Source organism: Streptomyces sp. NPDC060031 (genome assembly GCF_042736805.1).
Lineage (GTDB): Bacteria > Actinomycetota > Actinomycetes > Streptomycetales > Streptomycetaceae > Streptomyces.
In genome coordinates, this window is the sequence record NZ_JBHWVM010000022.1 from 72,027 (window position 1) to 98,564 (window position 26,538).

The window sequence follows — 26,538 nt, forward strand, 5'->3', positions numbered from 1 at the left end:
GCTGACGCGACGGTCGCACGCGCGGGCGTGCCCGGGCTCCGCCGGGCTGCGCTGGCCGGCGCCGCCGCGCTGGCCGTGCTCGCCGCGGCCACGGGCTGCACCTCGTCCGAAAAGCCTGACGCTCCGAAGACGACCGCGTACAAGGAGGGGACCCTGCGGGTGTTGGCATCCAGTGAGCTGGCCGACATGCAGCCGGTGCTGGAGCAGGCGCGGAAGGCCACCGGGGTCACGGTGAAGCTGACGTGGTCCGGGACTCTCGACGCCGTCGAGCAGATCGCTTCCGGGAAGGCCGACGGGCAGTACGACGCGATCTGGCTGTCCTCCAACGACTACCTGCGGCTGCGCCCCGAGGCCGTCGGAAAGCTGTCCAGCGAGACCCCGGTGATGTCCTCGCCCGTCGCACTCGGCGTGAAGCCGCAGGCGCTGGCCCGGCTCGGGTGGAAGCCCGAGGAGGTCACCTGGTCGGCGGTCCACGAGGCCGTGACCGCCGGGAAGCTGAGCTACGGCATGACGGATCCCGTACGCTCCAACTCCGGTTTCTCCGCGCTGATATCGGTGACCTCCGCCCTGTCCGGCGCGCAGGCCGCGCTGACCGACGCGGACGTGAGGAACGCGCAGCCGCGGCTGAAGCAGTTCTTCACCGGGCAGAAGCTGACCTCCGGCTCCTCGGGCTGGCTGGCGACGGCGTACACCAAGCGCGGGGACGTGGACGCGCTGGTGAACTACGAGTCGGTGCTGCTCTCCATGAACCGGGACTCGAAGACGGACCTGACGGTCGTCCGGCCGCTCGACGGCGTGGTCACCGCCCACTACCCGCTGACCCTGCTGACCTCCGCCCCCGCCGGGGCCCGCGAGTCGGGCCGGGCGCTGACCGAGTACCTGCGCGGCGCCGACGCCCAGAAGGCGATCACCGAGCGGACCTTCCGCCGGCCGGTGGCTTCCGGGGTCGCACCGGCCGCCGGGCTGAACGCCGACAAGCGGCGCGAGCTGCCCTTCCCGGGCACCCGCTCGGTCGCCGACGGGCTGCTGGCCAGTTACGAGAACGAGCTGCGCCGGCCCTCGCGCACCGTCTACGTCCTGGACACCTCGGGCTCCATGTCCGAGGAGGACCGCATCGGGCGGCTCAAGTCGGCGCTCACCGAGCTGACGGGGACCGGCAGTTCGGGCACCGGACAGCGCTTCCGCGACCGCGAGGAGGTGACGCTGCTCCCCTTCGGCGGCACGGTGAAGGAGGTGCTGACGCACGTCGTCGAGCCGGGCGATCCGGGGCCCGCCCTGGACGCGATCCGCGGGGACGTGAAGTCGCTGACCCCGCAGGGGGGTACCGCGGTCTACAGCAGCCTGGAGGCGGCCTACCAGCACCTCGGCAAGGACGGGGCGGACGCGTTCACCTCGATCGTGCTGATGACGGACGGCGAGAACACCGAGGGCGTCGGGGCGAAGCACTTCGACTCCTTCTACGCCGCCCTGCCCGAGGAGCAGAAGCGCACGCCGGTCTTCGCGGTGCTCTTCGGGGACTCGGACCGCAAGGAGCTCACCCACATCACCGAACTGACCGGCGGACGGCTCTTCGACGCCACCGGCGGCGACCGGTCCCTGAACGGGGCCTTCGAGGAGATCCGTGGCTACCAGTAGGCACAGCAGGCCCAGCGGGCACGGCGGACAGAGCCGACCGGGTGTGGCGGCCCGGGCGCTCGGCTACCTGGAGTCGAAGAAGAACCTGGCCGGCTGCGCGTGCGGCGTGGCGGGCCTGGGCCTGACCGTCACCGGGGTGGCGGGGACGTACTGGCCGGTGGTGGTCGCCGGGCTGTACGGGGCGGGCGCGCTGATCGCGCCGCCGGAGCGGGTCCCGCCGCCCCCGCCGGAGCCGGGCCGGCAGCTGGACGCGATCCGGGAGCAGTTCGAGCGGCTTCGGGAGTACGTGGCCGAGGTGGACCTGCCGCAGGCCGCCGCGGGTCCGCTCGCCGCGCTGCTGGAGCTGTACGGGGCGCTGCTGGAGCCGGGCTGGGTGGCCGACGCGCTGGCCGCGGACCCGGAGGCGGTGCACGCGCTGTCGCGGGCCATCGCGCAGGACGTACCGGAGTGCGTGCACACGTACGACCGGACGCGCTGGTGGACGCGGTTCACGCCGGGCGGCGAGTCGCCGGAACGGCACCTGGAGCGGCAGCTGACGGTGCTGTACGAGGAGGCGGAACGCACGACGGCGGACCTCCGTGACACGGAGGCCCGCCGTCAGCAGACGCACACGACCTATTTGGAAGGTCGTGGGGAATCCGGTCGGGGACTCCCGCGTCTAACGGCCGGGGACTAGTCGGCCGTGGTATGTGTGGCCGTGGTTCAGCCCAGGCGCTCGACGAGCGCGTGGTACTGGTCCCACAGCTCCTTGGGGGTGTGGTCGCCGTAGGTGTTCAGGTGCTCGGGGACCAGGGAGGCCTCCTCGCGCCAGACCTCCTTGTCGACCGTGAGGAGGAAGTCGAGGTCGGCGGCCGGGATGTCCAGGCCGTCGGTGTCGAGGGAGGCGACGGTCGGCAGGATGCCGATCGGGGTCTCCACGCCCTCGGCGGTGCCCTGGAGGCGCTCGACGATCCACTTCAGGACGCGGCTGTTCTCGCCGAAGCCGGGCCACACGAACTTGCCCGCGTCGTTCTTGCGGAACCAGTTCACGTAGTAGATCTTCGGGAGCTTCGACTGGTCCTTGTCGGCGGCGACCTTGACCCAGTGGGCCATGTAGTCGCCCATGTTGTAGCCGCAGAACGGCAGCATCGCGAAGGGGTCGCGGCGCAGCTCGCCGACCTTGCCCTCGGCGGCGGCGGTCTTCTCGGAGGCGATGTTCGAGCCGATGAAGACGCCGTGGTTCCAGTCGAAGGACTCGGTGACCAGCGGCACGGCGGAGGCGCGGCGGCCGCCGAAGAGGATCGCGGAGATCGGGACGCCCTTGGGGTCCTCCCACTCGGGGGCGATCGTCGGGCACTGGGAGGCCGGGACGGCGAAGCGGGCGTTGGGGTGGGCCGCCGGGGTGCCGGACTCCGGGGTCCAGGCGTTGCCCTTCCAGTCGATGAGGTGCGCGGGCGCCTCTTCGGTCATGCCCTCCCACCAGACGTCGGAGCCGTCCGGGGTGAGCGCGACGTTGGTGAAGACGGTGTTGGCGTACATCGTCTTCATGGCGTTGGCGTTGGTGTGCTCGCCGGTGCCGGGGGCGACGCCGAAGAAGCCGGCCTCGGGGTTGATCGCGTACAGGCGACCGTCCTCGCCGAAGCGCATCCAGGCGATGTCGTCGCCGATGGTCTCGACCGTCCAGCCGGGGATCGTGGGCTCCAGCATGGCGAGGTTGGTCTTGCCACAGGCGGACGGGAAGGCGGCGGCGAGATACGTCGGAGATGCGGCTTCACCCTGCGGCGGGGTGAGCTTGAGGATCAGCATGTGCTCGGCGAGCCAGCCCTCGTCGCGGGCCATGACGGACGCGATGCGCAGGGCGTAGCACTTCTTGCCGAGCAGGGCGTTGCCGCCGTAGCCGGAACCGTAGGACCAGATCTCGCGGGTCTCCGGGAAGTGCGAGATGTACTTGGTGGTGTTGCAGGGCCACGGCACGTCGGCCTCGCCCTCGGCGAGCGGAGCGCCGAGGGTGTGGACGGCCTTGACGAAGAACCCGTCGGTGCCGAGCTCGTCGAGGACGGGCTTGCCCATGCGGGTCATGGTGCGCATGGCGACGGCGACGTAGGCGGAGTCGGTGATCTCGACGCCGATGGCGGAGAGCTCCGAGCCCAGGGGACCCATGCAGAACGGGACGACGTACATCGTCCGGCCCTTCATCGAGCCGCGGAAGATGCCCTTCTCACCGGAGAAGAGGTCCTTCATCTCCGCCGGGGCCTTCCAGTGGTTGGTCGGGCCCGCGTCCTCTTCCTTCTCGGAGCAGATGAAGGTCCGGTCCTCGACGCGCGCGACGTCGGTCGGGTCGGAGGCGGCGTAGTACGAGTTCGGGCGCTTGGTCTCGTCGAGCTTCTTGAACGTGCCCTTGGCGACGAGCTCCTCGCAGAGGGCCTCGTACTCGGCCTCGGAGCCGTCGCACCAGACGATCCGGTCGGGCTCGGTGATCGCCGCGATCTCGTCGACCCAGGAGACGAGCCCCGCGTGCTCGGTCGGACGGGTCGTGCCGGAAGTGGGAGCCGCGTTGTCGCGCGCCACGATTGCTCCTTGTTGAGGGGTGTGTTTGGTGTAGGCCCCGTGGGGGCTGCGACCCGGATGCTTCGCGCTCCGCTCATCCGGTGTCGACCGCACTCATCTGATCATCCGGTGCGTGTGCGCATATGTCCAGGGGGCCTCTCACGTGAGCATCGCCACTCCGGTCAATCTTCCGTAAAGCTCACTAACGGAAACCTACGGACCCGTAGGTAGCATGTCGCCATGACTTCTGACGCCGCTGCCGTGGCCGTGCCGGATGTGCCGGATGCCGCCCCGGAACCGGAAGCCAAGCCGCTGATGCGCGGCTGGCTGCACACGGGGATGTTCCCCACCGTCGTGATCGCGGGCCTGGTGTTGATGGCCTTCACCGACTCGGCCCGGGCGCGGGTGGCGTGCGGGGTCTACATCCTCACGGCCTGCCTGCTCTTCGGCGTCAGCGCCGTCTACCACCGCGGCACCTGGGGCCCGCGCGGCGAGGCCATCCTGCGGCGGCTCGACCACGCCAACATCTTCCTGATCATCGCGGGCACGTACACCCCACTGACCGTCCTGCTCCTGCCGCCCTCCACCGGGCGGACCCTGCTGTGGGCGGTCTGGATCGCGGCCGCCGCCGGCATCGCCTTCCGTGTCTTCTGGGTCGGCGCCCCGCGCTGGCTGTACACGCCGTGCTACATCGCCATGGGCTGGGCGGCCGTCTTCTTCCTGCCCGACTTCATGCGCACCGGCGGCATCGCCGTCCTGGTCCTGGTGATCGTCGGCGGCCTGCTGTACAGCGTGGGAGGGGTCATCTACGGGCTGAAGCGCCCCAACCCCTCCCCACGCTTCTTCGGCTTCCACGAGGTCTTCCACTCACTGACGCTGGCGGCCTTCGTGGCCCACTACGTCGGCATCTCCCTGGCCGCGTACTCGCACTAGCTGCGGCTCCGGCAGGCGAAGCCGTCGCGGTCCGGGTCCAGGAGGAGCGGGTCGCTGCCGTTGACCTTCAGGGCGGGCGGGTACTTGTGGGCGGACAGCCAGTCGCAGCGGGCCTTCGTCGTCTCCTGCACCTCCGCGGGGAACCGGGTCGGCACGCACACGTTGACCGACCCGTAGTGGCGGTCGCAGCCGGCCACGCCCGGCGCGACCGGGACCGAGTCCCGCGGGGCCGGGTTGGGCTTCGGGGCAGCCTGCGGCGCGTCCGCGAACTCGTGGACGTGCGCCGAGGGAGTCTCGGCCGACAGGGCCGAGGGGCCGCCCAGGTGGACCCACTTCGCGAGCGACGGGACGCCGTTCGCGTCGACCCCGAAGAGCATGTACCAGCCGGGCGGTGCCAGGTTCGGGTTGCTGGTGACATTGAGGTCGATGGTGGTGCCGTTGACCACGGTCATCGGCAGGTCCACGAACCGCTGGTTGGGGTCCGAGGAGTGCGTGACCGCCGCCGGGCGGATCAGCTCGGCCTTGGCGATCGGCCGGTCCACGGTGATCCGCTGCGTGTCCCCGTACACCCACTGCGTGTCGATCACCGAGGTGAGCTGCGGGCGCGCGCCCTTGAAGAGGTACGGCGGCGTGTAGATCGACACGTTGTGGTCGTACGTGCCGTTGCCCGGGTTGTCGCCGACCGTCATGACCCGCCCGTCGGGCAGCAGGAACCCCGCCGAGTGGTACGTCCGCGGGATCGGGTCGGCGGGCAGCCCCGCCTGGTAGGTGCCCGACACCGGGTCGAAGAACGAGGCCTCGTACACCGGGTCGGCCCGGTCGTGCAGCCCGCCGCCGGTCTCCAGCACCTTGCCGTCCGGCAGCAGCACGGCCGACACGTACATCTTCCCCTCGGCCCCGGTCTGCGGCCGCTTGCCCGCGCCCGCGTCGACCAGGCCCTGCGGCAGGTCCGGGCCCGCCGTGTACGCGGGGCTCGCCGCCTTGAGGTCGATGAGGTCGGTGAGCCGGTGCGCCGCCGGGTTGGACTCGTTGTTGCCGCCGCCGATCGTCAGCACCCGCTGGTCCTGCGCCGGGGGCAGCAGCACGCTCGCCGACTCGTCGCGCTCGTCCTTCTTCCTGAGCCCGGGCACGTCCGTGACGGTGTTGGCGCCGTAGTCGTAGATCGACGCGCCGCTGCCCGGGGTGCCGTTGCCGAAGGTGTGGCTGCCCGAGTAGAAGAGCCGCCCGTCCTGCATGAGGATCATCGACGGGTACAGGCCCCAGTACGACCAGGTCTGGTTGACCTCGTTCATCGGCAGCCACCGGCCCTGCGCCGCCGAGAACTTCTCCGCGGTCACATTGCCCGTCGAGTCCTCCTTCAGGCCTCCGAAGGAGATCACGTCGCCGTTGCCGAGGACCGTCGCCGACGGGTACCAGTGCCCGCCGTTCATGTCGTTGGTCTTCGTGTACTTCTCGGTGGCCGGGTCGAAGACGTACGAGTCCTTCAGCCCCTGGTAGCCGATCTTGCCGTCGGCGGTGGGGTAGCCCTTGTTCCCGCTCATCACCAGCACCCGGCCGTCGGACAGTTGCACGTGGCCCGAGCAGAACATGTCCACCGGCGTCGGGATCGTCTTGAAGGACCCGTTCGCCGGGTCGTACACCGCCGAGGTGAAGGTGCCCGCGTTGAACTGCGCGATGTCGTTGCCCGAGCCCGCGATCAGCAGCACCTTGCTGTTCCTCAGCACCACCGCGTGCATGGAGCGGACCGGGTTCTTGGCCCCGATCACCTCCCACTTGCCCTTCGCGCACTCCTGCGGGGTCCCGGTGCAGCCGGGCTGCGGCCCGGCCGCGCCCACCTCCTCCAGCGCGTAGTCGTCGGTGGTGAGCGTGCCGACCCCGTAGACCGACAGCCCCCACGTGATCTTGTCGGTGCCGGGCGGTACGGCGGGCGTACGGACCTCCGTGCGCGCCCAGCCCGCACTGACGGGCGGGTTCTGCAGGTCGGCCCAGTACTGCCAGCCCGCCACGGTGTCGTGCCGGAAGACCGTCACCGACACGTCCGGGGTGTTCGACTTGTACCAGGCGGACAGGTCGTACTGCCGGCCCGGCACCACCGTCGGCGCGCAGGTGGCGTTCTCGGTGACCAGGGCCTTGCGGTCGCCGTCCACCCGGCGGGTGAGCGAGACCTTCATGGCCTTGGTGCCGCCGTGTGCGTCGGCGACGGTGGCGAAGGAGAAGTCGTTGTCGCCCCAGCCGGACTTCGCCCAGCAGGACGGCATGTCGGCGCCGGGCGCGCCGGCGGTCTCGAATCCGGGGTTGGTGAGCAGATTGGGCGCTCCGGCCGTGGCCTGCTGCGGTGCGGTCAGCAGCAGGCCCGCGGTCATCGCCCCGACGGCCAGCAGGGCGGCCCGCCGCCCGGCCCGGCGCCGGATCTTCAATGGCATGGAAGGGTCCCTTCGGTGCGGCTCAACTCCTGGTGGTACGGCCTGCCCTGCGCGGGAGGTAGACGAGGGTCTCCGTCGCCGCGAAGCGCAGGAAGAACGTGGTGACCAGCGCGAGGGCGGTCGCGGGCAGCACGGCCATGCCGAGCCTGGCCACGAACACCGCGATCAGCGGGATGCGCAGGAGCAGGTCGGCGTTGGCGAGCAGCGCGAAACGCCCGGCCCGGTCCGCCCGGTGGCGGTGGCGGCGGTCGCGGAACAGCAGGGTCTCGATGAGGAGGAAGTTCCACAGCACACCGGCCTGGTTGGCGACGATCTCGGCGGCGAGGTAGTTCATGCCGGTCCCGGTCAGCAGCCACAGCGCGAGCAGGTTCGGGACGAAGCCCGACAGCCCGATCAGGCCGAAGCCGATCATCCGGGCCGGGGTGCTCGCCGTGCGCAGCGCGGCGAGGTGGGCCAGGAAGCGCAGGCCCTCGCGGGCGGTGGACTTGGACTCGCCGGAGTACCGGTCCTGGAAGACGAACGGCACCTCGGCGACCTTCGCGGGCCGGCAGCGGACGGTCAGCTCCAGCAGGATCTTGTAGCCGAGGGGTTTGAGCGACGGGGCCGTGACGGCCGAGCGGCGCATGGCGAAGAAGCCGCTCATCGGGTCGCTGATCCCGCGCAGGGCGCGCGGGAAGAGTCCCTTGGTGAGCCAGGTCGCGGCGCGCGAGACGGCGATCCGGTAGCTCCCGGCGAGTCCGGCGCGGCTGCCGCCGGCGATGTAGCGGGAGGCGACCACGAGCTCGGCGCCGGTGCGCTCGCCCTCGCCGACGAGCTCGGGGACCAGGTGGGGCGGGTGCTGGAGATCGGCGTCCATGACGACGATCCACTCCGTGCCCGCCCGCTTCACCCCCTCGACGACCGCTCCGCCGAGCCCGCCGTCGGCGCGCTCGCGGTGCAGGACGGACACCGGGAAGGCGCATTGCGGGGCCGCCTGCTCGATGACGGCCGGGGTGTCGTCCGTGGAGTCGTCCACGAACAGCACCTCGCAGGGCAGGTGCGCGGGCAGGGCCGCGCCGAGCCGCTTCAGCAACTCCCCCACGTTCCCCGCCTCGTTGAAGGTCGGGATGACGAGGGTGACGCCGCCCGGGGCGGACGCCGGCGGAGGGCTGAGCTCCGGATCGCCCAGGGCGTGCGGAGCCCACAGGTCTTCGCCCATGTCGGCTCAGCTCCCGCTCTGCGTGCCGTTGGTGCGGCGGATCTCGATGCGGTCCTCGCCCGAGCCGAAGACGGCCACCGTGGTCGAATGCTCCAGCGCCGCCTTCACGTTGGGCAGTTGCACCGCGTCCCTGCGCACGGTCGGCGAGGAGACGACGTAGTCGATGTCCTGCCAGCCGCGCGGCAGGGTCTTGGTGACGGCGGGGTCGAGGTCGGCCTTGTAGAACCAGATGGCGCCGAGCCCCGGCTCGAAGCCCTGGTGGACGGCGTCCAGCCAGAGCGCGTCGTCGAGCAGGACCCGGGTGTGGGCGGGGTCGGCGACCTCGCGGCCGAGCCAGGCCGCGGCCTGCCGGTACGGGGCGTTCGCGTCGACCGTGAGGGCGGTGCGGTCGCCGTCGTACCAGCGCGGCAGGACGTACACGGCGGCAGCGGCGGCGAGTGCGCCGACCAGCGCCCGGCGCGCGTACACCGACAGCCTGCGTTCCCCGGGCGTACGGCGGCGGCGCAGGACGGCGTGCGTGATGCTCGCCGCGCCCCCGGCGAGGACCAGCGCCAGGAACGGCAGTGCCTGGATCACGTACATCGCGGGCAGGTAGCCGGAGGGCCGCATCGCGACGAGCGCGAGGATGACGGCGGCCAGCGCGGGGCCGGCCAGCGCGCGGGCGGTGACGGACCGGCGGCTGGTGGCCAGCAGCAGGACGGCGCCGGCCAGTCCGCCGAGCGGCAGGACGGTGTCGTAGTACAGCCAGGACCGGAACACGCCGTGCGAGCCGGAGCCGGGGTCGAGGATGAAGCCGGAGCCGGCGCGGCCCATCTGGTAGGTGATGCCGTCGATGAGGGAGACGTGCCCGGAGCCGGGCAGCAGCTCGCCGTTGAGCAGGGCGTAGAGCGGGTACGACAGTCCGATCAGCGTGCAGGCGGTGATGGCCCCGGTGACGGCGAACTTCCGGGTGTCGCGGTGACTGTGGCGCCACATCGTCACCAGCAGCGCCGGCAGCACCACCAGCATCGTCTCCTTGGTCAGGACGGCGGTGGCGGCCGCCAGCCCGGCCCCGAAGTGGTGCCAGAGGTGGCGGCTGGGGGACGCCGCGAGGCAGAAGGCCAGCAGCATCCACATCACGGCGAGGTTGTCGAGGAAGATCTCCCGCTGGAGCACCACGGACAGCGGGGACAGCCCGAACAGGCCCATCGCGAGCCCCGCCGCCCAGCGCGGCAGCAGGAGCCGGCGCGCGAGGACGTACATGAGGACCGCGCTGACCGCGGAGACGGCGAGCATCGAGAACCGCATCGGCGCGACGGTCATCGAGTCCGGCACGAAGAGGGACGGCAGGTAGGTGAGGCCCGCGAGCTGGATCCAGCCGAGGGGCGGATGGTCGTACCAGTACGTGTAGTGGGCGAGGCCTTGGCCCTGCTGGACGGCCCAGCCCTGGGCGAGGTAGGTGCCCTCGTCGTCGCTGAGCGTCGGGAAGTTGCCGATGTTCCAGCCCTGTACGACGACGATCGCCAGCAGCAGGACCCCGCACAGGAGCAGGTCGGGGCGGGAGGAGCGGAAGCGGACGAGCTCCCGGGCGGGCGCGGCCGGCCGGACCCCGAGACCGCCGCCGCTGCTGCCGGCGCGGCGCTGGGCCGGGACGGTGGTCGTCGTGGGCTGGGGCTGGGGCTGGGGATCAGTGGCCGTGGGCAGAGTGGCGGTCACTGGTGGACGTCCTTTCGGATCGCGGTCGCAGTGGCGGTCGCAGTGGCGGCGGCGGTGGCGGCGGCGGTGCTCGGCGTCAGGTGCGCGCCGGTGTGGCTGGTGAGCTCCCACTCGTTGTGGCCGCGCTGCTCGCGCCAGACCGCGCGGATCGCGGCGCCGGCCAGCATGACCTGGTAGAACGGGCCGCCCACGACGAGCTTGAGGTAGTGCACGAAGCGCACGCGCAGGCCGTACTGGCGGCCGAAGTCGTGCAGGCCGACGATTTCGAAGACGAAGGTCACCAGGGCCGTGATCATGGGGAGAAAGGTGATGATCGCGATGCCCACGGGCACGTCGAGGAAGAGCGCGATGGCGAAGTTCAGCGGAATGATCACGCCGGAGGTGGCCTGCATGAACGGCGTCATCAGCGTGTAGCGGGCCAGCCAGCGCTGGCCGCGCCCGGGCAACTGCTGCCAGTCCTTCTTCCGGTAGACCTGGAGGAAGCCCTGGTTCCAGCGGGTGCGCTGCTTGAGCAGGCTCATCAGCGAGCCCGGGGTCTCCTCGCGGGTGACCATGTCGGAGTCGTAGGCGACGACCACCTTCTTGCCGACGGAGGAGAGCCGCACGCCGAGGTCGCAGTCCTCGGCGAGGCAGTTCTGGTCCCAGCCGCCGGCCTCGCGCAGCACCTCGGTGCGGACGAAGACGGTGTTGCCGCCGAGCGGGATGAAGCCCTTCTCGGCGTGCAGGTGCAGGCGCGAGCGGAACCAGAAGAAGTACTCCAGGCAGTTGCGCAGGCTGTACCAGCTGGAGTGGAAGTTGATGAGCTGGACCCCGCCCTGGACCACGTCGGCGTCGGTGGCGCGGAAGGCGTGGTCCACATGGGCGAGGAGCTCGGGGTGGACCTGGTCCTCGGCGTCGAAGACCCCGACGATGTCGCCCCGGCAGTGCGGGAGCGCGGTGTTGAGGGCCTTGGGCTTGTTCTTCGTCTCGTTGTGGTCGGTGATCACCCGGACCAGGCCGGGTGCGCGGGCTGCCGCCCGCTCGGCGACGGCGGCCGTCTCCGGGTCGTCGTGGCCGACGATCACGATGATCTCGTAGTCGGTGTGGCTCGATTCGAGGAGGCGTTCGATGGTGTGCTCCAAGACCGCCTGCTCGTGGCGGGCCGGCAGGAGGAGCGAGAAGGCCAGCCAGCCGTCGCCGTCCGGCCGGTCGAAGCGGGTGGATGCCAGCGTCTCGGGTGTTCGCCACGCGTGCATCTGCCACCAGAGCGTGAACGCGGCCATCCAGAAGAGCGCAAGCGAAACGACAGAAATGAACACGGAGGTGTACAAATTGTCCCCCATAGACATGCCGCAACCCCAGGCGGCGATCGTCAAACCCCCCGAGGGCTCACGGCGGGCCCCCCGGCCCACCGCCCCCGCTTCCCCCAGCGCGCGCACCCCCCGGTGCCCGCCTCGGTGTCTCCGTGACACCCGAGGCCATGAGACTAGGCACCGAAGATGAAGCCGGGACGCCGCTTGGATAAAAACCGTGTTTCCGAAGAGATCTACAAGTAACCGGAATTGACGGCACTCCGGCATTTTCAGGGGCGAACCGTCCCCAACTGCTCGGCCAGCTCGACCGGGTCCGTCGTAGGCCGCGCGCAGACGAAATGTCGACACACATACGCCGCCGGAAGGTCGCGCACGAGTGTGCGCTCGGCCAGAAGGGGGAACTCCCCCGCACTCCCGTCCTCCGCACCCGGCAGACCGACCGCCACCACGGCCCCGGGAGCCGTCCCCAGCAACGCGGTCCGGTGCAACTCCGCCCGCGCCGGGTCCTCGGGATGCCCGACGACCGCGACCTCGCGCGGCCCGTCGAGCAGCGCCTCGGCGACCGCCAGACCGTGCCCGATGAAGCGCGGGGCGCGCGGCCCGAGCGCCTGCACCACCCCGAGCGCCCGCTCGGCCGCCGTGCGGTGCGCCCGGGAGCCGGTGTGCGCGGCGTACGCGAGCAGCGCGCCCGCGGCGGCGGTCCAGCCGGAGGGGGCGGCCGTGTCGGTGGGGTCCTGGGGTCGGCGGATCAGCTGCTCGGCATCGTGCGCGGTGTCGTACAGCGACCCGTCCTCGGCGGTGAACAGGTCCAGCACCAGGTCCACGAGGAAGCCCGCGAACTCCAGCCAGACCCCCTCGCCGGTGACGGCGGCGAGCGTCAGGAACCCCTCGGCGACATCGCCGTAGTCCTCCAGCACCCCCGCGTTGGCCCCGGCCTTGCCGTCCCTGCTGGTCCGCGCGAGCCGGGCCCGCCCGGCCGCCACGTCGAGATGGACCCTGACCAGCAGATCGGCGGCCTCGGTGGCCCGGTCCACGAGGTCCGGCCGGTCGAAGAAGGCCCCGCACTCGGCGAGGGCGGCGATGGCCAGCCCGTTCCAGGCGGCCACGATCTTGTCGTCCCGGCCGGGCGCCGGACGCCGCGCGCGCGCCGCCAGCAGCCGCTCCCGGATCTCCGCGACCTTCCCGGCGTCGATGGCGGGCCCCCCGGCCGGGAGTTGGAGCACCGACGTGCCGTGCTCGAAGGTGCCCTCGTCGGTCACCCCGAAGTACGCGGCCGCCAGCTCCCCGTCGGCCTCGCCGAGCACCTCGGCCAACCCGCCCGGGGTCCAGGCGTAGTACGCCCCCTCCACGTGCTTGCCGCTCAGCGGATCCTCGCTGTCGGCATCGAGCGCCGAGGCGAAACCGCCCTCGCCGGTGCGCAGTTCGCGGACCATGAAGTCGGCCGTCTCCAGCGCCACCCGGCGGGCCAGGTCCGACCCGGTGGCCCGCCACAGGTGCGCGTACACCCGGCACAGCAGCGCGTTGTCGTACAGCATCTTCTCGAAGTGCGGGACGACCCACTCCCGGTCCACCGAGTACCGCGCGAAGCCGCCGCCGAGCTGGTCGAAGATCCCGCCCCGGGCCATCGCCTCGCAGGTGTCGGCGGCCATCTGCAGCGCCCCCTCGGACCCGGTCCGGGCGTGGTGGCGCAGCAGGAACTCCAGCACCATGGACGGCGGGAACTTCGGCGCGCCGCCGAACCCGCCGCGCGTGGCGTCGTACTCCCGCGTCAGACCGAGCAGCGCCCGCGCGAGCTCCTCGCCCCCGGGGAGGCCGGCCTTCCCGTAGTCCAGCTGCCGGCCCGCGAGGTCCCGTACGATCCGCTGCGCTACGTCGGCCACCTCCTCGGGGCGGCCCACCCAGGCGCTCCGCACGCCTTCGAGGACCTGCATGAAGGACGGCGAGCCGTGCCGGGGCTCGGGCGGGAAGTAGGTCCCGAAGTAGAACGGCTCTGCCTCGGGGGTCATGAAGACGGTCATGGGCCAGCCGCCCTGACCGGTGGCCGCCTGCACGGCCTCCATGTACACGGCGTCGATGTCGGGCCGCTCTTCGCGGTCCACCTTGATGTTGACGAAGTGCTCGTTCATGTACGCCGCCGACAGCTCGTCCTCGAAGGACTCGTGCGCCATCACGTGGCACCAGTGGCACGCCGAGTAGCCGACCGACAGCAGAACGGGCACGTTGCGCCGATGTGCTTCCTCGAAAGCCTCCGGCGTCCAGGGCCACCAGTCGACGGGATTGTCGGCGTGCTGAAGCAGATACGGCGAGGTCACACCAGCCAACCGGTTCATGTGACCCAGCCTCTCACAGCGCCCTCGCCGGGCGGGGTTCGACGAGCCCGGCAAGGGCCCCGCAGGTCCCAGGGCCGTCGGTGCGCCGAAACAGTGAAGAGAGAGGGGGGAGGCGATCACGCTCGTGCGAAATCGGGCGCCTCTGCATCACGGGACAGTAGGCTGCGACCAGCAGCGCCGGAACTGTCGAGGCTCCTCGAAGGAGGCACACCATGACCGCCGAGATGGTGGCGCCCGCGTGGATGCACACCCAGATCAGCGCGGAGCAGTACGACTCCTGGTCCGAGGAACAGTGTGCCGGCATCGAGATCGTCGACGGGATGGTCGTGGTGGGCCCGAGCGCCTCCAGGCGGCGCAACCGGCTGGCCCGGATCCTGGCCAATGTCCTGGACGCCGCCGCAGGCCCGGACTGGAACGCCGATACGGACTTCGACGTCCGCCTGCAGGACGTTCCCCTCACCAACCGCCGTCCGGACGTCATCGTCTACCGGGCAAAGACCATCGACCTCACGCCCGCCCGCCCCGAACACGTACTCCTGGTCGTCGAGGCCGTGTCGCCCGGCTCGGAGACCACGGACCGGATCGTGAAGGTGGACCAGTACGCCAAGGCCGGCATCCCCTTCTACTGGCGCATCGAGCAGGCCGCCACCGGTGTCCCGATCGTCTACACCTACGTTCTCGACCCCGCCACCAAGGCCTACCGGGACGGCGAGATGTTCACCGGCCTGATCAAAGCTGCCGCGCCCTTCCCCGTCACCGCCGATCTGGGAGCCATCTGACAGCGCGGGGATTTCCTCACGCACGCGCCCGGATCAGCGGCGAAGGAGCGGGGCCAGGTCGCGGGTCCAGGCGTCACGGGTCCGGATCCAGGTCGCGCCGCAGTCGGCGCGGGCCGGGGTGGCGAGGTCCTCGTGCCGGGCGGGGGCCGCGCCGTAGACCGCGCAGCGGTGGCCCTCCGCGCGTTCGGTGTCGGGGGCGTGCTCGTCCTGCGGGTCCACCTCGGGGGAGTCGGCCGCCGCGAGGTCGTAGCCCCGGGCGGCGGTCAGGAGCGCCCCCTCGCCGCTCTTCCCCTGACCCAGCAACATCAGCCGGGCGAAGCGGTCGGCTGCGTCCTCCTCGGCCCGGTCGCCCGCGTCCGGAAGGTCCAGCGCGTCGATCAGCGCGTGGCCGGCCTCGTGGAAGAGCGTCTCCCGGACGAGGTCGGAGAACGCCTCGTCCCCGGCCCCGGCCCCGGCCCGCCGCAGCAGCTCCAGGTCCTCGGTGAAGTCGTCGTAGCAGAGCTCGATGCGGTGGGCCCCGGGGTCGTATCCGGCGCCCTCGCCCGCGCAGGAGCGGGAGACCACGGTGACCCGGTGGGGGAGGTCGACGTACGCGTTCAGCTGGTCGACGGCCATCGTGTCGATCCCCCACTGCTTCAGGAACCGGGCGCTCCCGGCATCGGCCGCCACGGGCTTCTCGTGGCGTGTCACCACGAACCCCTTCTCCGGCAACGGCAGTTCACATCCGGTCGCCGACAGCGACAGCAGCGCCGCGCACAGTCCCCACGCCCCCCAGCGGTTCCCCATCAGGCCACCATATGCGACCGAATCTGCTGCAACTCCCTCTGAACTAGCTCAGATTCCCTCGCGCTCGCCGGAGTCCCGGCGGACACTTGGGGCTCGGTTGCGGAGCCAGCTCTCTGAGGGGATGCCGATGCGGGACAGCCATCGCAGTGAGGCCGAACGACTGTTGGGCCGGGCCATCGACGAGGAGGCCCGGCGGACGGCGCCCGCGGCGGCGGGCGGGTCCGAGCCTCCCCCGAACAAGGCGGCACTGCTGGCCCGCGGCAAGGAGGCGCTGGACGCCCTCGCGGCGAGCGCGGCCCCCGAGTACGAGGCATACGTACGGGCCCTGGACGAGGCGGCGGCCGGGGACGAGTCGATCGGCGACGCCTTCCGCCGCACCAACACCTCAACGGCCCTGCTGGTCACGGCGGTTGCCGCGCTCGCTGCGGCCGGGGCGGACCTCGCCTTCGGGGTGGCCGTGGGCACCTCGCTGACGGCGGGCGCCATCGCCGGGGTCGCGGGGGCCACGGCGACGGTCGCCAAGGTGACCGCCCTGCACCTGCCGGCCGCGAACCGCCGCGCCGGGGAGCTGGGCCGGCCCGGCGGGGCCGAGCAGCTCAGGCTCCAGTGGCTGTCGGCCCTGGAGGTGCGCGGGATCCGCCCGTTCCTGGAGCAGCAGCGCACGGTCGCCGCGGCGGCCCGCGCGCCCCGCACCGGCAACGGCATCCCGCCGCGCCGGACCGTCGACCGCAGCGCGGAAGCCCGCCGACGCAGCGCCCTGGAGCAGTCCTTCGGGCAACTCCCGCACCAGGACGAGGCGTTCGCCGGACGCAAGGCGGAGCTGACCCGGATCGCACAGTGGGTACAGACCGCCCGGGCCAGTACGGACACCCGGCCGGTGGTCGTGGTGCTGCACGGCGAGCCCGGGGTGGGCCGCACCACGCTGGCGCTCCGGGCGGCCCACGAGCTGCGGGACCAGTTCCGGGGCGCCTGCGTGGTGGACCTGCGGGGTGCATCGACCGGTGCCGGCAGCGGCGGCACCGGCTCCGGCGGCGGCTCCGGCGGCGGCGAGGCCCCGCTGCCGACCCGGGAGGCACTGCTGCACCTGCTGAACCGGCTGGGCGCCCCGCGCGAGCAGCTGCTCTTCCGCGACGGCGCCTCGGCGGAGCATCAGGTGCGCAGGCTCGGCGAGTTGTACCACCAGCACCTGCAAGGGCTCCCGGTGACGGTGGTGCTCGACGACGCCGTGGACGCGGCCCAGGTACGGCTCCTCGTACCGGAGCGCTCCGAGAGCCTCGTGCTGGTCACCGCGCGGGAGCCGCTGGAGCTGCCCGCGGACCTGCCGGCCTGGGTGCACCAGCTGCCGGTGACGCGCCTGGCGGAGCCGGAGGCGGCCGAGGTGCTGCGCTCCGGGGCGCGGGCGGCGGGCGGCGCCGGGGCGGCGGCCGGGGCCGCGGCGGAGGCCGGGCTGTTGGAGCTGGGCGCGGGGCTGCCGCTCGCGCTGCGGGTGCTGGCGCCCCTCGGCTCGGCGCGGGCCTCGGACGGCGGCTCTGCCGCGGGCTCGCAGGCCCCCCTGGAGCAGGCCCTGGACCTGGCCTACGTACGCCTCCCCGAGGAGCGGCGCCGGCTGCTGCGCCGCCTCACCCTGGCCGGCCGGGCCTCTCTCGGCGTGGCGGCCGCCGCCGCGCTGATCGACGCGGACCGGGCGGAGGCCGGGCGGCTGCTGCGCGAGCTGGCGGACGCGGGACTGCTGGACCACGTACGCGGGGAGCGGTTCCGGATGCACGACGCGGTCCGCTCGTACGCCGCGGCTCGGCTCGCCGCGGACGAGGACCGGGCCGAGGCGGCGGCCGCGCACGAGCGGCTGATCCGCAACTACGCGCAGCTCGCGGACTCGGTGATCCGCATGGTCGACGGGAAGATGTCCACCCGCGCCAACCACTTCGACGGCCACGGCTTCCCTTCCCTCGACGCGGCCCTGCGCTGGCTGGACGACGAGTCGAGCTTCATCACGGCGGCGCTGCGGCACTCGGAGGGCGTGGACCAGCAGGCGGTGCTGGACCTGCTCGGCGCGCTCTGTGACTTCTGCCTGCTGCGCGGGGACCTGTACCGCCTCGGGGAGATCAACGAGCTCACCCAGGCGGTGGAGGCCGGGGGCCAAGGGCTGCTGGGGCGCTCCGTGCAGTGGCGCACGGGCATCGCGGCCCGTCAGCTCGGTGACCTCGACAAGGCGCGCACCACCCTGACCTCGGTCGTCGACCAGTACATGGAGGCCCGCCAGGAAGCGGGCGCGGGCATGGCCCTGATCTCCCTCGGCATCACCCTGCACCACCAGGGCAACCTCCCCGAGGCGGCCGCCCGCATCCGCGAGGCCCTCGCCCTGCAGGCGCCCGAGGAACTGGCGGGCGACCGGGCCTGGGGGCTGCACGCCCTGGCGGCGGTCGAGCGCGACCTCGGACGCCTGGCGGAGGCACGGCGGCTGCTGGGGCAGTCCCTGGCCCTGCACCGGGAGAGCGAGAGCGTGCACGGCGAGGCCTGGGCGCACTTCCAGCTCGGCCAGGTGCACCTGCGCCTGGGCGAGGTGGACCGGGCGGAGGCGGAGCTGCGCCTGGCCCTGGACCTGTACGGGCGCACGCGCGACGACCGCGGCGAGGCCTGGGCGCTGACCCAGCTCGGCCGGGCCCGGGTGGTCGACGGGGATCCCGGTGCGGCGGTGGAGCGGCTGCGCGAGGCGCTCGCCCGGCACCGCGAGGCTGAGGACGCGCGCGGCGAGGCGTGGACGCTGTTCTACCTCGGGCAGGCGCTGGAGGAGGACGGCGAGCGCGACCGGGCGATACGGGAGCTGGAGCGGGCCCGCACGATGTTCTCCCGGATGCGGGACGTGTACGGGCTGGCCCACGCCCGCCACCACTCGGGCCGGGTGACGCGCGACCAGCGCGCCGTCCAGACGGGGAACCTGAGGAACTCCGGCTTCGCCCGCCAGCTGCTGGTGGACGCGCGGGCGGACTTCCGGCGCATCGGCCTGGCCCACGGCGAGGCCTGGACCTGTCTGGAACTCGCGGTCGTCGACGCGGGCAACGCCAAGATCGCGCAGGCGCTGGGCCTGTGCGAGGAGGCGGTCCGGCTGTTCATCTCGTACGGGGACCGGCGCGGCGAGGACTGGGCGCGCTTCCTGCGCTGCACCCTGCTCCCGTACGCGCTCCCGAGCGCCCCCGAGGAGGCCCGGACGGAACTCGCCCGCCTGGCCGGCGCACCGCACCCGCTGCGGGACGGACGTTTGGAGGACTGCCTGGAGACGTACGGGCTCATCCTGGCCCGCGGTGTCGACCCCTCGGAGGGCTGGCAGGCCTGGCGGCTCTCCCTGGTCCCGAACCTGCACGCGCAGGAGATCATGGGAGTGCCGGCCTGAGGCCCGCCCCCCCGGGGGGGTGCAGGTGAGAGCGCGCCGAACCCGCCGCCCCACCCCTTTTCGGGGCGGTGGCGGCGGTCGTGCGGGGCAGCCCGGGGGCTACGGGGTCCGGGAGCCGTCCTGGCCCGCGGTCGGGGCGGGCTCGGGGGCCTCCTTGAAGTCCACCCGGCCCATGTGCCGGCTCATCGACTTCATCAGGCCCCACACCCCGAGGGCGAGGGCCGCGAACACGATGAAGCCCAGGATTCCGGGGGTCACCTTGTTCTTGTCGAAGGTGTCACCCGCCAGCGGAAGGAGCTGGGTCAGTGCTGCCTGCGTAGCGCTCATAGTCAGGCATTGTCCCGGATGCCAGCGAAGAGGTCGGACTCGGGGAGGGAAGTGTCGACGAGCGACTTCGCCAGCTCGTACTCCTCCGTCGGCCAGACCTCCTTCTGGAGCTCCATCGGGACGCGGAACCATCCGCCGTCGGGGTCGATCTGCGTGGCGTGCGCGATGAGCGCCTTGTCACGGATCTCGAAGAAGTCCGCGCAGGGAACGTGCGTGGTCAGGGTCCGCTCGGTGCGCTCGAACTCCTTCCACCGCTCCAGCCACTCCCCGTACGGGGACTCCATGCCGCGCGAGAGCAGCGCCTCGTGCAGGGCGATGGTGCGCGGCTTGTTGAAGCCCTGGTTGTAGTACAGCTTCTGCGGCTGGTACGCCGGGCCGAACTCGGCCTCCGGGTACTTCTCGGTGTCGGCGGCGCCGTCGAAGGCGACCATCGAGATCTGGTGGGTCATGATGTGGTCGGGGTGCGGGTAGCCGCCGTTCTCGTCGTACGTGGTGATGACCTGCGGTCTGAAGGCGCGGATCTTCTTCACCAGGCGGCCGGCCGCCTCGTCGATGTCCTCCAGTGCGAAGCACCCCTGGGGCAGCGGCGGCAGCGGGTCGCCCTCCGGGAGCCCGGAGTCGACGTATCCCAGCCATTCCTGCTGCACGCCGAGGATCTCGCGCGCCTCGTCCATCTCCTTGGCGCGGACCTCGTGGATGTGCTCCTCGATGTACTTGTCACCCTGGAGCTTGGGATTCAGGACGGAGCCGCGCTCGCCGCCGGTGCAGGTCACGACCAGCACGGGCACCCCCTCGGACACGTACTTGGCCATGGTGGCCGCGCCCTTGCTCGACTCGTCGTCGGGGTGGGCGTGGACGGCCATCAGTCGAAGCTGCTCGGTCAAGACAGGATCCTCTGTGATTCGTCAGGGTGGGCGGCTTCTATAGTGACCGAATCGGGGGACGGAAAATTCCTGGGGTGGGCCTGTGAAGGCCCGGTCCCGCCCTCTCGAAAGGATCGATCAATGAGCGCGGTGCGCGAGGGACTGCCCGAGGGCCGGTACGGCCGGTCGGCGGACGAGCGTGCGGACCGGAAGCTCAAGATCGTCGGGTCGGTGCTGGGCGTCGGGCTGCTGGCCGTGGTCGGCTGGATCGGCTGGGACTACGTCGCCGGGCAGACCGTCAGCGCCGAGGTGATCAAGTTCCAGGTCGTCTCGGACACCGAGGTGAAGGTGCACCTGGAGGTGCGCAAGGAGGCCTCGATCGCCGGGGTGTGCACTCTGAGCTCACAGAACAAGGAGCACGGCGAGGTGGGTCGCGCGGACTTCACCTTCGCGCAGAAGGACACGCGCGTGGACGAGGTCGTCTCGCTGAAGACCACCGGCCGGGCCGCGGTGATCGAGCTCGTCGGCTGTCGTCCCGCCGCCGCGAAGCGCTGACGGATCCGGCCGTTCCGCGGGGAACACGCCCGGGGTGACCCTGGGCGCGGCCCGGGGCCCGGGCGCGTGGCCGGGGTGATCGGGGACCCCCGGGACGCCTTCGGGTCCTCCCCCTTTTCTTCCCGAATTGTTAGGCTCGTGGTTTCGTCCGCCGCTGGCGGCCATGTAGTCCCCCTGTACCGACGAGGAGCACCCCGTGACCCAGACGAGCGAAAGCGTCACCTGGCTGACCCAGGCGGCGTACGACCAGCTGAAGGCGGAGCTGGACTACCTCTCTGGTCCCGCACGCACGGAGATCGCGACGAAGATCGCTGCTGCCCGTGAGGAAGGTGACCTCCGTGAGAACGGCGGTTACCACGCGGCCAAGGAGGAGCAGGGCAAGCAGGAGCTTCGCGTCCGCCAGCTGACGCAGCTCCTGGAGAACGCCAAGGTCGGCACCGCGCCCGCCTCCGACGGCGTGGTGGCCCCGGGCACCCTGGTCAAGATCGCCTTCGACGGCGACGAGAGCGACACCATGGAGTTCCTGCTGGCCTCGCGCGAGTACGCGTCCTCGGACTTCGAGACCTACTCGCCGCAGTCCCCGCTGGGCAGCGGCGTGATGGGCAAGACGATCGGCGAGGACGCCGAGTACGAGCTGCCGAACGGCAAGAAGGCCTCCGTCAAGATCCTCGACGTCAAGCCCTTCACCGGCTGATCACCCCCCTGTTCCGATGAAAAGAAGCCCGGCCGGGTCTCCCCCGGCCGGGCTTCTTTCCGCTGCCGCGCCCTACGCCGTCGCCGAGCGGTACTTGCGGACCGCCAGCGTGCGGAAGACCAGGATGATCAGCAGCGACCACATGACGGACGCCAGGATCGGGTGCTGCATCGGCCAGGCCTGCGGGGCCTCGTAGCCCGGTGGGAGGTTCCCGAAGAGCAGGCGGGCCGCCTGGACGGTGGCGCTGAAGGGGTTCCACTCCGCGATGTGCCGCAGGAAGGTCGGCATGTTGTCGGAGGGGACGAACGCGTTCGAGATGAACGTCAGCGGGAAGAGCCAGATCAGCCCGCCCGAGGTGGCCGCCTCCGGGGTGCGCACCGACAGGCCGATCAGGGCGCCGATCCAGGAGAACGCGTAACCGAGCAGGAGCAGCAGGGCGAAGCCGGCGAGCACCTTGCCGATGTTCTCGTGGGTGCGCCAGCCGACGATGAGGGCCACGATCGCCAGGACGACGACGGTGAGCGTCGTCTGGACGAGGTCGGCGAGGGTACGGCCGGTGAGGACCGCGCCGCGGGCCATGGGCAGTGAGCGGAAGCGGTCGATGAGGCCCTTGTGCATGTCGTCCGCGATGCCCGCGCCCGCGCCGGCCGTGGCGAAGGTGACGGTCTGGGCGAAGATGCCCGCCATCAGGAACTCGCGGTAGGCGGCGGGCGAGGTGCTGCCGCCGACGCTGATCGAGCCGCCGAAGACGTAACTGAAGAGGACCACGAACATCACCGGCTGGATCACGCCGAAGATGATCATCTCGGGGAAGACTGTGCAGTGGTAAAAGTCCGGTTGCAGCTCGCGGCTTCCTGGTCCTCCCCGCGCTCCTCCAGGGCCTGTGTGGTGTAGGTCGGGTCAACCACCCCAGTCACCACCATCGGGGGCAGAGTCCTCAGAGGGGGCACAGGTACGCCCTCCACCGCGCCGAGAACCCTCATGGCCTCTTCCCAGCGCCCGCCGGTGCGCCACACCTCAGAGCGGCGCCGTACGGCGTTCCAGGCGTTGGCAGAGACAGTCACCTCGTTCCAAGCGCAGGCGGTTCGCAGCTTGCCCAAGATCGCTTCAAACACTTCACGCTTGGGTGAACCCTGCTGACGGGACGAGGGCAACAGAGGATCGATCTGAGCCCACTGTTCATCAGTGATTTCAAGAGGCACGACCGTCCCCGTCTCCCGATGCCACTCCGTCAGGGGGTCGGGTTTTCCTTGGCGCTGCCGCTTACCCGGAGCCATGACCTGAACCCGCACGTCCAGCATCGTCAGGAGGTCCCGCCGCTGTTCCTCCGTAAAGTCCGTGATCTTGGTGGACAGGTTTTCCACGACATCGATCACCCCCTGTACGCGTGCAGTCTGACCTTCAGCCTCAGCCAACCAGCCGGCAACCCGATCCCGCTCCTCCCGAAGCGTCGCCTCCTTCTCCATGAGTGCGGCCTTCACCTCAGCCACTGCATCCTCAGCCAGGACATCCGTCGCGTCCTCGCTATCGTCTTCAAGGAGGGCCGTCAGCTTCGCCAGAACAAGAGCCAGCCCTTAGGGATCTGTTCATATGCTTTCCGGGCGGGCTTCACCCGATCGGCCGCATCGGCCCGCGCCGCGTCAGCCCGCGCCGAGGTAGGTGACGTTCACGGTGAGCAGGCTCTCGCCGGTGCGCAGGGTGACGCCGTCCGCCTGCTTCACACTGCCGACGAGCAGGACCCAGTCGGTCTTCTCGTAGCTGAGGGTCGCGGTGCCGACCGGGTGCGACTTCCAGCCGAGGTGCTCCAGCTGCTGCCCGAACCTGGGCAGGGCCCAGTCGGCCTGCTGGGTGGAGAGGATGGCGGTCCAGTCGACCAGGCTCGCGTTCTTCGTGCCGGAGGCCCCGGCGGTGGTGGCCTTCCCCTTCTCGGGGTCGAGGCCCGCCGTGCGCAGCGCCGACCGGACCTCTCCGTCCACGGCGTCCCGGGTCAGCGGCGCACCGGTGTTGTTGGGGGTGGGCTTCGGGGGCGGGGTCGTCGTCGCGGCCGCCTTCGCGGCGGCAGGCTTGCCGGCGGGGGTGTCGGCCGAGCAGCCCGTCAGGGCGAGGGCCGCCGACGCGGCCAGGGCGATGACGACCGCCGCCTGCGGTCTTACGCGTGTGTACACCGTGACACTCCCACCCCATGTGAACACGGCGGGACTTTCACACATCCGCCGTGAATTCGCCTCGTTGTGCACGTGATTATCAGCCATGAGCGGGTCAGGACCTAGAGATGTCGTGTTTTAGCTCATGACCCTGTAACCCGCGTTGTGCAGCGACCGCGCGACCTCGGCGCAGTGGTCCAGCCCCTTCGTCTCCAGGTGCAGCTCCACCTCCACCTCCGTGAGCCCGAGCCGCGGGTCGGTCCGTACGTGGCTCACGTCCAACACGTTCGCATCCACCACTGACAACACCCCCAGGAGCCCGGCCAGGGCCCCCGGCCGGTCCGCCACGCGCAGCCGCAGCGACAGGTAGCGGCCCGCCGCCGCCATGCCGTGCCGCAGGATCCGCTGGAGCAGCAGCGGATCGACGTTGCCGCCGGACAGGACGGCGACGACCGGGCCGCCGCCGTACAGCTCGGGCTCGCTCAGCAGGGCGGCCACCGGGCTGCACCCGGCCGGCTCGACCACCAGCTTGGCCCGCTCCATGCAGAGCAGCAGCGCGCGGGAGAGCGCGTCCTCGGAGACCGTACGGACGTCGTCGAGGAGTTCGCCAATGATTTTGAAGGGGATGTCGCCGGGGCGGCCGACCTTGATGCCGTCCGCCATCGTGCTCGGGTGGTCGATCGACACCGGGTGCCCGACCTTCAGCGAGGGCGGGTACGCGGCCGCGCCCGCCGCCTGGACGCCGATGATCCGCACGTCCGGCCGCAGCGACTTCACCGCGACCGCGACACCGGCCGCGAGACCGCCGCCGCCGATGCCCACCAGGATGGTGCGCACCTCCGGGCACTGCTCCAGGATCTCCAGGCCGACCGTGCCCTGGCCCGCGATGATGTCGCGGTGGTCGAAGGGGTGGATGAACACCGCCCCGGTGCGGTCCGCGTAGTCCTGCGCGGCGGCGAGCGTCTCGTCGACGACCTGCCCGTGCAGGCGCACGTCGGCGCCGTAGTCCCGGGTCGCGGCCACCTTCGGCAGCGGGGCCCCGAACGGCATGAAGACCGTCGAGTGGACCCCCAGGAGGGAGGAGGCCAGGGCCACGCCCTGCGCGTGGTTGCCGGCGCTGGCCGCCACCACGCCGGCGGCGCGCTGCTCGGGGCGCAGGCCCGCGATGCGCACGTACGCTCCGCGCAGCTTGAAGGAGCCGGTGCGCTGGAGGTTCTCGCACTTGAGGTGGACCGGGGAGCCGGTGAGGGCGGACAGGTGCCGGCTGCCCTCCATCGCGGTGACCCGGGAGACGCCCGAGAGCATCTTCTGAGCCCCCCGGACGTCGTCGAGGATGACCTGCGGGACGGGCTCGGGCACGCGGTAGTTCATGCGGCCAGTCTGGCAGCCCGCGCGGATCGCGGCGCCGTGGCGAGGGGCTGGAGAGGCTCTCGCGAGAGCCCGGAGAGGCCCTCGCGAGAGCCCGGAGAAGGGGCGGAATCCGGCCATCCGGGACACCCCGGCAACCTGGCTCCGTACTGGCCGTATCAGTTCTCGTACGCGGAGTACGAGCCGCCGCGCGTCCGCGTACTCTGTCCCCCATCCTTGTCGGCCCCACGCGAAGAGAGCCCACGGCCATGCCCTCCATCCCGGCCAGTTCCGACCTGCCCGCGCCAGCCGGCGCGCCCGCCGAAGCCGGTCTCCTCGACGCGCTCCAGCACCAGGTGGCGGTCTTCGCCCGGCGCGCCGAGCAGACCCGCCTGGGCGGGGTCGGCCAGGCCCGCAACTCGATGGACCGGGCCGCGTACCTGCTGCTGAACCGGCTCGACCTGGAGGGGCCGATGGGCGTCAAGGCGCTCGCCGGCGGCATGGGCATCGACTCCTCCACCGTCACCCGGCAGGTCGCGCCGCTGGTCGACAGCGGCCTGGTCAAGCGGACCTCGCATCCCGAGGACGGCCGGGCCGTGGTGCTGGCGCTGTCCCCGCGCGGGCTGTCGCGGCTGGAGGAGGTCCGCTCCTCGCGGCGCGAGCTGATGGCGCGGGTGACGGAGGGCTGGAACGAGGAGGAGCGCGAGGTGTTCACCTCGCTGCTGACCCGCTTCAACCTCTCGCTGTCGGAGCTGATGGCGTCCGTGGCCGTGGCCGAGGCCGGACCCGCGTCCTGAGGCGCCGGTCTATCCGGAGTGCGTCCGACCTCTTGACCCGGGTGGACCCGCAGGCCGCACTATGTGGCCTGTGGACCACCGTTCGGGCCGCTACGTGGAGTTCGAGGCCTTCGTCGCGGGCGCGGCGGGGCGGCTCCTGCGCGTCGCGATCCTGCTGACGGCCGAGCCCGAGGCCGACGCCCCCCTCGCACGCACCCTGCTCGACGGCGCGCTGGCCCGTACGTACGCGAACTGGCGCCGGCTGCGCGGGGACGACCCGTACGACCACACCCGCCAGGAGCTGTGCGCGTCCTACGCCCGCACCGCCTGGCGCCACCACGGAGGTACGGGCGTACTCGCGCGGCTGGGCCCGCTGGAGCGGCTCGTGCTGGTGCTGCGGATCTACGAGGGGGTCGCCGAGGAGGTCACCGCGGCGCAGCTGGGCCTGCCGGTCGAACGGGTCCGGGCGCTCTGCCACCGGGCGGTGACCGCGATGAGGTCCCGGGAGGCGGCGTGAGCGGGGTCCCGGATCACAAGGAAGCCCAGGTCAGGCGGCTGATGGACGGCCCGTACCCGGTGGTCCCGGCCGGCCTCGCGGCCGGCGCGGCCGCCCGCGGGGACCGGCTGCGGCGCCGGCGCCGGGTCCTGCGGCGGGCCTGCTGGACCCTGCTGTTCGCGGCGGTGGTGGCCCTGCTGGTGTGGGCCTCGCTGACCCACGCGTGGACGACCCCGTCGAGCGGAGTGTCCCCGCCGCTGGAGGGCTGGTAGCGGGGCGCCGGCTCCGCCCGGCCGTATCAGCTCCGCCGCGGGGCGCCGGGCGCCCGGGGGGGGGCCGCCCCCCGCCCCC

23 protein-coding genes are annotated in these 26,538 nt (G+C 71.7%); 10 read left to right on the plus strand and 13 right to left on the minus strand.

The window, feature by feature from the left end; translation table 11 throughout:
• Window positions 1-27 precede the first annotated feature (27 nt).
• Window positions 28-1,635, plus strand: coding sequence for a substrate-binding domain-containing protein (locus ACFWB8_RS12915; protein ID WP_385225230.1), 1,608 nt, complete (start codon window positions 28-30; stop codon window positions 1,633-1,635).
• 43 nt (window positions 1,636-1,678) lie between these two features.
• The gene (locus ACFWB8_RS12920) at window positions 1,679-2,311 is read left to right on the plus strand and encodes a hypothetical protein (protein WP_385225276.1); all 633 of its coding nucleotides are present in this window, start codon (window positions 1,679-1,681) and stop codon (window positions 2,309-2,311) included.
• A 26-nt stretch (window positions 2,312-2,337) separates the two neighbouring features.
• Here ACFWB8_RS12920 and ACFWB8_RS12925 read toward each other — a convergent pair whose 3' ends face one another.
• Window positions 2,338-4,182, minus strand: a complete 1,845-nt coding sequence (locus ACFWB8_RS12925; protein ID WP_385225232.1) for a phosphoenolpyruvate carboxykinase (GTP) — start codon at window positions 4,180-4,182, stop codon at window positions 2,338-2,340.
• Between the two features lie 219 nt (window positions 4,183-4,401).
• On the opposite strand from ACFWB8_RS12925, the gene ACFWB8_RS12930 reads away from it, so the two are divergent.
• Complete coding sequence (locus ACFWB8_RS12930) at window positions 4,402-5,094, plus strand: hemolysin III family protein (protein ID WP_385225234.1); 693 nt, start codon at window positions 4,402-4,404, stop codon at window positions 5,092-5,094.
• Here ACFWB8_RS12930 and ACFWB8_RS12935 read toward each other — a convergent pair.
• The 5 genes from ACFWB8_RS12935 to ACFWB8_RS12955 form a co-directional block, all read right to left on the minus strand.
• Window positions 5,091-7,517, minus strand: coding sequence for a galactose oxidase-like domain-containing protein (locus ACFWB8_RS12935; RefSeq protein ID WP_385225236.1), 2,427 nt, complete (start codon window positions 7,515-7,517; stop codon window positions 5,091-5,093). The two genes, ACFWB8_RS12930 and ACFWB8_RS12935, sit on opposite strands and share 4 nt — an antisense overlap.
• Window positions 7,518-7,539: 22 nt before the next feature.
• On the minus strand, window positions 7,540-8,715 hold the full coding sequence (locus ACFWB8_RS12940; RefSeq protein WP_385225238.1) for a glycosyltransferase: 1,176 nt from the start codon (window positions 8,713-8,715) through the stop codon (window positions 7,540-7,542).
• Between the two features lie 6 nt (window positions 8,716-8,721).
• Window positions 8,722-10,410 (minus strand): ArnT family glycosyltransferase, encoded by a 1,689-nt coding sequence (locus ACFWB8_RS12945; RefSeq protein WP_385225240.1) that lies wholly within the window; start codon window positions 10,408-10,410, stop codon window positions 8,722-8,724.
• Entirely contained in the window at window positions 10,407-11,732 is a 1,326-nt protein-coding gene (locus tag ACFWB8_RS12950; protein WP_385225242.1) for a glycosyltransferase, read from the minus strand. Before ACFWB8_RS12950 ends, ACFWB8_RS12945 begins: the two co-directional genes overlap by 4 nt.
• 239 nt (window positions 11,733-11,971) lie before the next feature.
• A complete protein-coding gene (locus ACFWB8_RS12955) occupies window positions 11,972-14,032 on the minus strand; it encodes a thioredoxin domain-containing protein (protein ID WP_385225244.1) in 2,061 nt (686 codons plus the stop codon).
• Between the two features lie 212 nt (window positions 14,033-14,244).
• Between ACFWB8_RS12955 and ACFWB8_RS12960 the strand changes: the two genes are divergently transcribed.
• Complete coding sequence (locus ACFWB8_RS12960; RefSeq protein WP_385225246.1) at window positions 14,245-14,811, plus strand: Uma2 family endonuclease; 567 nt, start codon at window positions 14,245-14,247, stop codon at window positions 14,809-14,811.
• Between the two features lie 33 nt (window positions 14,812-14,844).
• On the opposite strand, the gene ACFWB8_RS12965 is transcribed toward ACFWB8_RS12960, so the two are convergent.
• A complete protein-coding gene (locus ACFWB8_RS12965; RefSeq protein WP_385225248.1) occupies window positions 14,845-15,597 on the minus strand; it encodes a DUF4344 domain-containing metallopeptidase in 753 nt (250 codons plus the stop codon).
• A 127-nt stretch (window positions 15,598-15,724) separates the two neighbouring features.
• Here ACFWB8_RS12965 and ACFWB8_RS12970 point away from each other — a divergent pair, with 127 nt between their 5' ends.
• Window positions 15,725-18,985 (plus strand): tetratricopeptide repeat protein, encoded by a 3,261-nt coding sequence (locus ACFWB8_RS12970; RefSeq protein WP_385225250.1) that lies wholly within the window; start codon window positions 15,725-15,727, stop codon window positions 18,983-18,985.
• 99 nt (window positions 18,986-19,084) lie between these two features.
• Here the strand turns inward: ACFWB8_RS12970 and ACFWB8_RS12975 are convergent, their stop codons facing one another.
• Window positions 19,085-19,312, minus strand: a complete 228-nt coding sequence (locus ACFWB8_RS12975) for a hypothetical protein (RefSeq protein ID WP_385225252.1) — start codon at window positions 19,310-19,312, stop codon at window positions 19,085-19,087.
• 2 nt (window positions 19,313-19,314) lie between these two features.
• Complete coding sequence (gene mca, locus ACFWB8_RS12980) at window positions 19,315-20,196, minus strand: mycothiol conjugate amidase Mca (protein ID WP_385225254.1); 882 nt, start codon at window positions 20,194-20,196, stop codon at window positions 19,315-19,317.
• Between the two features lie 120 nt (window positions 20,197-20,316).
• On the opposite strand from mca, the gene ACFWB8_RS12985 reads away from it, so the two are divergent.
• On the plus strand, window positions 20,317-20,730 hold the full coding sequence (locus ACFWB8_RS12985; RefSeq protein ID WP_385225256.1) for a DUF4307 domain-containing protein: 414 nt from the start codon (window positions 20,317-20,319) through the stop codon (window positions 20,728-20,730).
• A 196-nt stretch (window positions 20,731-20,926) separates the two neighbouring features.
• On the plus strand, window positions 20,927-21,424 hold the full coding sequence (gene greA, locus ACFWB8_RS12990) for a transcription elongation factor GreA (protein ID WP_385225258.1): 498 nt from the start codon (window positions 20,927-20,929) through the stop codon (window positions 21,422-21,424).
• A gap of 72 nt (window positions 21,425-21,496) precedes the next feature.
• Here the strand turns inward: greA and ACFWB8_RS12995 are convergent, their stop codons facing one another.
• From ACFWB8_RS12995 to ilvA, 4 genes are all read right to left on the minus strand, one after another.
• A complete protein-coding gene (locus ACFWB8_RS12995; RefSeq protein WP_385225278.1) occupies window positions 21,497-22,267 on the minus strand; it encodes an ABC transporter permease in 771 nt (256 codons plus the stop codon).
• Window positions 22,225-22,914, minus strand: coding sequence for a transposase (locus ACFWB8_RS13000; RefSeq protein ID WP_385225260.1), 690 nt, complete (start codon window positions 22,912-22,914; stop codon window positions 22,225-22,227). Before ACFWB8_RS13000 ends, ACFWB8_RS12995 begins: the two co-directional genes overlap by 43 nt.
• 150 nt (window positions 22,915-23,064) lie before the next feature.
• A complete protein-coding gene (locus ACFWB8_RS13005) occupies window positions 23,065-23,589 on the minus strand; it encodes a hypothetical protein (RefSeq protein WP_385225262.1) in 525 nt (174 codons plus the stop codon).
• A gap of 117 nt (window positions 23,590-23,706) precedes the next feature.
• Window positions 23,707-24,939, minus strand: a complete 1,233-nt coding sequence (ilvA, locus tag ACFWB8_RS13010) for a threonine ammonia-lyase (protein ID WP_385225264.1) — start codon at window positions 24,937-24,939, stop codon at window positions 23,707-23,709.
• 245 nt (window positions 24,940-25,184) lie between these two features.
• On the opposite strand from ilvA, the gene ACFWB8_RS13015 reads away from it, so the two are divergent.
• The 3 genes from ACFWB8_RS13015 to ACFWB8_RS13025 all read left to right on the plus strand — a co-directional run bounded on the left by ACFWB8_RS13015 (window position 25,185) and on the right by ACFWB8_RS13025 (window position 26,459).
• Window positions 25,185-25,712 (plus strand): MarR family winged helix-turn-helix transcriptional regulator, encoded by a 528-nt coding sequence (locus ACFWB8_RS13015; protein ID WP_385225266.1) that lies wholly within the window; start codon window positions 25,185-25,187, stop codon window positions 25,710-25,712.
• Window positions 25,713-25,773: 61 nt separating this feature from the next.
• Window positions 25,774-26,208, plus strand: a complete 435-nt coding sequence (locus ACFWB8_RS13020) for a sigma factor-like helix-turn-helix DNA-binding protein (RefSeq protein WP_385225268.1) — start codon at window positions 25,774-25,776, stop codon at window positions 26,206-26,208.
• Entirely contained in the window at window positions 26,205-26,459 is a 255-nt protein-coding gene (locus ACFWB8_RS13025) for a hypothetical protein (RefSeq protein WP_385225270.1), read from the plus strand. Before ACFWB8_RS13020 ends, ACFWB8_RS13025 begins: the two co-directional genes overlap by 4 nt.
• Window positions 26,460-26,538: the final 79 nt, after the last annotated feature.

Bases quoted from the DNA above. Each gene is read 5' to 3' on its own strand.
- ACFWB8_RS13020 (WP_385225268.1), top strand. From the start codon at position 25,774: ATGTGGCCTGTGGACCACCGTTCGGGCCGCTACGTGGAGTTCGAGGCC.
- ACFWB8_RS12955 (WP_385225244.1), bottom strand. From the start codon at position 14,032: ATGAACCGGTTGGCTGGTGTGACCTCGCCGTATCTGCTTCAGCACGCC.
- ilvA (WP_385225264.1), bottom strand. From the start codon at position 24,939: ATGAACTACCGCGTGCCCGAGCCCGTCCCGCAGGTCATCCTCGACGAC.
- ACFWB8_RS12940 (WP_385225238.1), bottom strand. From the start codon at position 8,715: ATGGGCGAAGACCTGTGGGCTCCGCACGCCCTGGGCGATCCGGAGCTC.
- ACFWB8_RS12930 (WP_385225234.1), top strand. From the start codon at position 4,402: ATGACTTCTGACGCCGCTGCCGTGGCCGTGCCGGATGTGCCGGATGCC.
- ACFWB8_RS12975 (WP_385225252.1), bottom strand. From the start codon at position 19,312: ATGAGCGCTACGCAGGCAGCACTGACCCAGCTCCTTCCGCTGGCGGGT.
- ACFWB8_RS12985 (WP_385225256.1), top strand. From the start codon at position 20,317: ATGAGCGCGGTGCGCGAGGGACTGCCCGAGGGCCGGTACGGCCGGTCG.
- ACFWB8_RS12935 (WP_385225236.1), bottom strand. From the start codon at position 7,517: ATGCCATTGAAGATCCGGCGCCGGGCCGGGCGGCGGGCCGCCCTGCTG.
- ACFWB8_RS12970 (WP_385225250.1), top strand. From the start codon at position 15,725: ATGCGGGACAGCCATCGCAGTGAGGCCGAACGACTGTTGGGCCGGGCC.
- ACFWB8_RS12965 (WP_385225248.1), bottom strand. From the start codon at position 15,597: ATGGGGAACCGCTGGGGGGCGTGGGGACTGTGCGCGGCGCTGCTGTCG.
- ACFWB8_RS13015 (WP_385225266.1), top strand. From the start codon at position 25,185: ATGCCCTCCATCCCGGCCAGTTCCGACCTGCCCGCGCCAGCCGGCGCG.
- ACFWB8_RS12960 (WP_385225246.1), top strand. From the start codon at position 14,245: ATGACCGCCGAGATGGTGGCGCCCGCGTGGATGCACACCCAGATCAGC.
- ACFWB8_RS12950 (WP_385225242.1), bottom strand. From the start codon at position 11,732: ATGGGGGACAATTTGTACACCTCCGTGTTCATTTCTGTCGTTTCGCTT.